Origin of the sequence: Methylobacterium nigriterrae, assembly GCF_037106235.1 — a bacterium.
Taxonomy (GTDB): domain Bacteria; phylum Pseudomonadota; class Alphaproteobacteria; order Rhizobiales; family Beijerinckiaceae; genus Methylobacterium; species Methylobacterium nigriterrae.
The window spans coordinates 1-5,228 of record NZ_JBAWTG010000218.1 but is presented as its reverse complement, the minus strand read 5'-3'; the positions used below and the strand labels follow the sequence as shown (position 1 = coordinate 5,228).

Below are 5,228 nucleotides of genomic sequence, written 5' to 3'. Positions count from 1 at the left end.
GCTCGTGCTGGTCTGCATGCCTTGCTCAGCCAGCCGGTCGCGCAGCTCGCGCAGAAAGAGACGCGGCTCCTGCTGGGAGGTCGGCAGGATCAGCGCGGCGTGGGCCTCGATCCGCTTCGAGGTGTGATCGCCGCCTATCGGCTTGGAGGCGAGTTGGCCCTCGTGCCGGAAGCGCTCCGACCAGCGGCTGGCGCTCGACACGCTGACCCCGAAGCGGGCTGCGGCGCGATGGCAGGAGGCACCTGCTGCCACGGCGGCCACGACACGCTCGCGCAGGTCAACAGACAAAGGTGACGGCATGGGCAAGCTCCTTCACCCGTCAACGCGTCACCCGCAAACCTGTCTCAAGCAGCGCGGGATCTGCTCTAGCCTCCCGCCCCACGGGCATTTTCGTGCCTACGCCGACCTCAGCCCCATCGCCTCCCGCTGATCCGGCAGCATCGCGAAGGCCTGGGCTATCCGCCGCGCCTCCTCACGAGACATGCGCCGCATCTCGGATCGGCGTCCAGGATCGTCCTCCAAGTAGAAGGCGGCGAGCCCCACCCCGTTCACGTCCTCGACCTTGCTGCACTCCCTGAGTTCGACGATGCGCCAGGGGCGGGGAAGCGGCGGGATTCAGTCATTGGTACAACCAGGCCATCAGCATGCAACTGAGGACGAAGGCCGCTCCTAGGACCACGCTCAGCAGAGGCCGGCCATGTTGCTTGGGCTGACGGCCACTCATCGCTTCGCCGGCCGGGCCAAGAGGATCGCGGTGCGCACTACGCCTCTTCGTGATGCTGCCGACGCACCGGCCCGAGCCAGGAGACTGTTTGCGACGAGCGAGTCCTCAACCGCTACGGGGACGTTCAGCCTGTAGCCGTCCGCAATGGCGAAGGCCCTCGTGTCATCTCCCGCTAGGTACGCATCGACCGCGACGCGCACGTCGTCATCCGTAATAGCTCCTTTGGTAACGAGCTCGCCGGTCGTAGGTGATTCACTCATCGGGCACAGTAAGCAGTGCGGCGGTCAGCCGGCAAGGCGCATGGCCACTGCAGGCGCTGCGAGCCGCCGATGCGGCTTATGCCCCTTCGCCTTGGCGATGCAGCGGTAGAACGCCGACCGCGCCACGCCGAACCGGCTGCGGCGGCCGCCAGTTCGGCTTGAGCCGGAAGCTTGTGCGCGGCCGTACACGTCCCAGGTGGGGTAAAGGTTGGTAAGCAGGCGTTAACGCTTTGGGCCGACCGTGACTTCACCCGCCGGCCAATCCCCCACATCTGGCGGGCTGACCCCACTGGCTGCTTGCGCATCATCGGTCGGTGAGGCCCTCCTCAATGCCGATCTCCCGGACCGCACCATCCCTTCCTTGTGAGCGGTCTCAAGGCACGGACCTGCACCATGACAGACGAGCCGCGCCGCTTCTTCGCGCCCTGGCGCATGATCGAGTTCGAGGGCGTGTTCCGCATCGAGGATGCAGCTGCCCTTCCACTGGCCTATGCCTTCTACTCCGAGGACACCGCCCAACAGGCCGTCGGCAGCTACATGTCGCGCGAGGAGGCGCGGCGGGTCGCGCTGAACATTGCGGCCCTGCCGGATCTGCGGACGGCGCTGCAAGACAAAGACGGGGCAGGGAAGCTGCGGGCGGAGATCGCCGCGCTACGGGCGCAACTCGCCGAGGCAGAACAGGAGCGTGAGGCGTGGCGGACCGAGGCTGAGCGTCTCAGCCAAGCGGCCGCCTGATCGCGCAAGGTCAGGAAGGAACCGGTAGGGCGCCGCGTTTTGCCCTCAACACCGCAGCCGGCCAACGCCAGCAGCTGCCGCGACGCCCCACAGCTTGCCGTTCTGGCCAAGATTAGCTGTCCGGATCTAGGAAGGAGCGATCGTGACCGATATCGTTGAGATCGGCGGCTGACCGCTCTGGCCTAACCTCTCGCAGGCCGAGCTTGCAGAATGGCCGCGCGCACGAAGGGACGAAGCAATTGCGAGCCGAGCTTGCGCCGGTTCACGACGTCATCAGCACCGGGATGATTCCGGACTGCTTTGCCGAGATTGAGCCGGTAGCCCTCCTTGAACACAAACGGAGGTGCCAGCGCATCAGCCATGAAGGCATCGACGGCCGCGCTCACCTCATCGTCGGAGATGAGCTTCAGCTGGCACAGGGCAGAGGTCGTCAGCGTCTCAGTCATCTCAGCAGAGTGAACGTGCAGCCTGTTCGAAACAAGGCGAGCGACCGCGTTCAATCTGAGACGCTGCCATCGAGACGCGAGCCGTTTTCGGGATGGGATTCTGAGAGTGTATTGGGACAGGGTCGCCCACACCTCTCAGATCTGCCGCTCGATGCGTGACAGGCGCCCCTCACCAATACTCACGAGGTATCGCTCTACCGTCGCGTAGAGTGAACATGAACCCATAACCCCATACAATGACACTGCCCCTTCCAGGTATCGTGAGCCGTACCTGCCACGGCTTGCCGCCACCGGTCATTTCCTCGGGCTCCAGGCGTACCGCCTCGATACCCTGCTTGGCGAGAATACAGCCGATTTCCTTCATCCGGCTTTCGTCGCCAAGCGCGTTAGGGGCCTCTTTGATATTCTCAGCAGACAGGTAAAGTATTTCACCATCGTTCGTGAGCAGCTTTGTCTCGGATTTAGTAATCGGGCCGGCAAGCGCCTGAACTGCCGTCAAGCTTAGCAGGCTAAAACCTAATAGAATTTTCGGCAATCGAGGCACCTGCTTCTTTTGGTCTGGACAGCATTCTAAGCGAATAACGTCTGCCTACAACGCGAGCCTCGGGCTCACCAGAAGCGGCCGTGCTGCGGAACCTTCTTCAGGTCGACCGCCTCGCTGAGGATAAGCCGAAGCCGGAACTCCCCGGCGGCCTGGGCCTGCAGCAACTCCTTCACGCGCTCCTCCTGCGCGATCGGGGCCGGGACGCCGTCGAGGTGCGAGAAGGCACGGTCGTGCTTGAAGTCGTCAGTGATGCTCTCGTGCCAGAGCGCCTCAGTCATGCGAACAGCCAGATCAGCAGCATGCCGCCGACGATGAACACGGCGAGCCCGAGCGTGAGGCTTAGGAACAGTCGAGAGTGGCGGCGGGTCTCAGGGCTGTTCATCACCGCGCCGCTAGTTCCGGGTTTCCATCAAGTCGCCGAGCACCTTGAAGATGCGCTCGGCCAGGGCCTCGTTCTCGGCCGCCTCTTCGTTCAGCCGCTTTTTCTCTGTCGGATTTCCGTACTTCCCGGTGTACCAGCCGTCCTTCTCAGCCACGGCCTGCTTCTCGCGAAGGGCGGCGTGGAGGACCAAGGATGACCTGACCGGTATTTTGGACCGGGCAAGAAGAGAGGTTACTGCATGGCTGCAGCCATGGGTAGGCGGAAGGCTATGTCCGGGAACGTGACGGGTGCGGGTGGCCGACAGCCCAAAGACAGCTTGGGCTTCATGTCGGAGGAAGACAGGCCGCCGCGCTCAGCTTGGCATGCATGCTCCGCTGGATCGCAGGCGGGACCCGAACACCACTACGCGCCGTAGCCCTTAAGCCGCCTCCTCGCCACGACGGCCTCTCCCTAACTTCGCCAGCGATATCCAGAGTCGATGAAGAGCTACCTCGTGCATGCCGATCAACCTGCGTCATGAGGAAGCGAGCAGCGGCTTGCGACGATGCCTTCTCCGCGCACTCAGATAAGCCGAAGCTTAAAAAGCCAACTTACGAAAAATTGCGACCCCCCACGCTACGGGAAAAACCATTAGAGTTTTTCTCGGGAGTGTGCTAATATTTTATCGGAGAAGTAATTTCTAAGGAATGGTGCGTACCTCGCGCAAAATGCGTGAGATCGTGACTGCCAATCGCCCTCTTACACTTCGCGCAACAGGCAAGATGTACCCGGCCGGGGGCTACACGGGTAGGAATGACGAGGAGCTGATTGAAGGATTGTCACTCGTAACTTGCCGGCGGATTGCGACCATCATCCTTCTGCCATTGCGACGCCGCGCGACGGGGGCGGCGCAAGCTATCAATGTTCGCCCAGGTGAGACCGAAGCGATGCGAAGCTCAGGCCGCTCTTGGCGACTCGAGTCCCGCGATCATACCTGTGCAGTCAAGCAATTTGGGGAGGATAATGGCAGTAAATAGATATAAAATGTTGATTAACGATCGTCTAAATCATACTCTGCTAGAAACTATGTTCCTGGGTTCGATCGCGATGTCTTTTATAATCGGTCTTGGATGGCATTGGTGATGGCATTGCTGGACCTTGATTGCATTGAAATCGTGCTGTTTACTGCGATGACCTCGAGCGTAAAAGCGTGACTGCCGAACTCCTCGGCGGCCGCCTGATTTAGCTTGTGAATCAAGCCAGGATAGGTATCCCCGTGATGCACTTGAAGATTGTCTGCGCTGCCGCCGCAGTCTTGGCGTTATACAGCAGCGCACTTGCACAGACGCCGCGCACCAGCCAGACGGGAGCTGGCATCGGCAGTTCGAGAAATCCGGTGAACAGCAGCGAGAATGTTGAAGATTCTACCGGTTTGCCGACAGGACGTGGACCAGGCTCACCCAAAACGCCTGGAGCTGATAGGATGGGGACTGGCATCGGAATGGGCACAGTCCGCCCGAGTGGCAAGGGAACCCGGCAGGAAACGAAGCCAAGCCGTTAGCTTCACTCGCGTTTGGGGCAGAACCACGCCTCGGGGGTATTGAAGCCGAGAGGAGCGCTCTCTACCGCATGCGCCGCTCCCAGGTGACCAACGATGTGGTCCTCCGCCGGCTCGTGCGCGAGGTCGACCTGATCGAAGCCCGCCTTCGCTTGAGTCTCGTAGTTGGCACGAACAGGCTCCTGGCAGCGAAAAGGTGCCGACAGCGGTGGATCAGCAGCCACACTTCCAGGTTGCCGGGCTAATGTGATCAACGACTTCTCGGTGCCGATCGGCGTCGGAGGTGTATGCGCCAATCCACACACAGAAGAACGGCCGCGACGGAGGAAGCCTGGCTGATTTGCCCTGCAGGAGTGTTCATTGGCCAATCTGCGCATCCACCACCGAACGACCTACCGCTACCGGCAATCCGTAAGCTTCGGACCGCATCGGCTCTTGCTGCGGCCTCGCGAGTCCCGTGAGGTCCGCCTGGTCTCAAGCGACCTCACCGTAACACCCTCCGCGACTGTGACCTGGGCCTACGACGTCGCCGGGAATGCTGTGGCGACAGCCACGTTTCACGCGCCGGCCCAGATGCTCATCATCGACAGCGTGGCGTGT

Annotated in this window: 8 protein-coding genes; 2 read left to right on the top strand and 6 right to left on the bottom strand. The window is 61.7% G+C overall.

Going from position 1 to position 5,228, the window contains the following annotated elements; genetic code table 11:
• Nucleotides 1–300, bottom strand: a 300-nt coding sequence (locus WDW90_RS34635; protein WP_336492266.1) for a helix-turn-helix domain-containing protein, incomplete at its 3' end; no start/stop codon positions are given.
• A gap of 1,077 nt (nt 301–1,377) precedes the next feature.
• On the opposite strand from WDW90_RS34635, the gene WDW90_RS34630 reads away from it, so the two are divergent.
• Nucleotides 1,378–1,719: a hypothetical protein gene (locus WDW90_RS34630; RefSeq protein WP_336492265.1), complete on the top strand. Its 342-nt coding sequence runs from the start codon at nt 1,378–1,380 to the stop codon at nt 1,717–1,719.
• Nucleotides 1,720–1,901: 182 nt separating this feature from the next.
• Here WDW90_RS34630 and WDW90_RS34625 read toward each other — a convergent pair whose 3' ends face one another.
• The 5 genes from WDW90_RS34625 to WDW90_RS34605 form a co-directional block, all read right to left on the bottom strand.
• A complete protein-coding gene (locus WDW90_RS34625; RefSeq protein WP_336492264.1) occupies nt 1,902–2,165 on the bottom strand; it encodes a hypothetical protein in 264 nt (87 codons plus the stop codon).
• A gap of 169 nt (nt 2,166–2,334) precedes the next feature.
• Nucleotides 2,335–2,700, bottom strand: a complete 366-nt coding sequence (locus WDW90_RS34620; protein WP_336492263.1) for a hypothetical protein — start codon at nt 2,698–2,700, stop codon at nt 2,335–2,337.
• 74 nt (nt 2,701–2,774) lie between these two features.
• Nucleotides 2,775–2,987 carry a hypothetical protein gene (locus WDW90_RS34615; protein WP_336492262.1) on the bottom strand — a complete coding sequence of 71 codons (213 nt, stop codon included), beginning with the start codon at nt 2,985–2,987 and terminating at the stop codon, nt 2,775–2,777.
• Between the two features lie 114 nt (nt 2,988–3,101).
• Nucleotides 3,102–3,245: a hypothetical protein gene (locus WDW90_RS34610; protein ID WP_336492261.1), complete on the bottom strand. Its 144-nt coding sequence runs from the start codon at nt 3,243–3,245 to the stop codon at nt 3,102–3,104.
• Nucleotides 3,246–4,633: 1,388 nt separating this feature from the next.
• A complete protein-coding gene (locus WDW90_RS34605; RefSeq protein ID WP_336492260.1) occupies nt 4,634–4,882 on the bottom strand; it encodes a hypothetical protein in 249 nt (82 codons plus the stop codon).
• Between the two features lie 106 nt (nt 4,883–4,988).
• Here WDW90_RS34605 and WDW90_RS34600 point away from each other — a divergent pair.
• Nucleotides 4,989–5,228, top strand: a 240-nt coding sequence (locus WDW90_RS34600; RefSeq protein ID WP_336492259.1) for a transglutaminase N-terminal domain-containing protein, incomplete at its 3' end; no start/stop codon positions are given.

Coding starts and splice junctions, on each gene's coding strand:
- WDW90_RS34630 (WP_336492265.1), top strand. CDS start 1,378: ATGACAGACGAGCCGCGCCGCTTCTTCGCGCCCTGGCGCATGATCGAG.
- WDW90_RS34625 (WP_336492264.1), bottom strand. CDS start 2,165: ATGACTGAGACGCTGACGACCTCTGCCCTGTGCCAGCTGAAGCTCATC.
- WDW90_RS34615 (WP_336492262.1), bottom strand. CDS start 2,987: ATGACTGAGGCGCTCTGGCACGAGAGCATCACTGACGACTTCAAGCAC.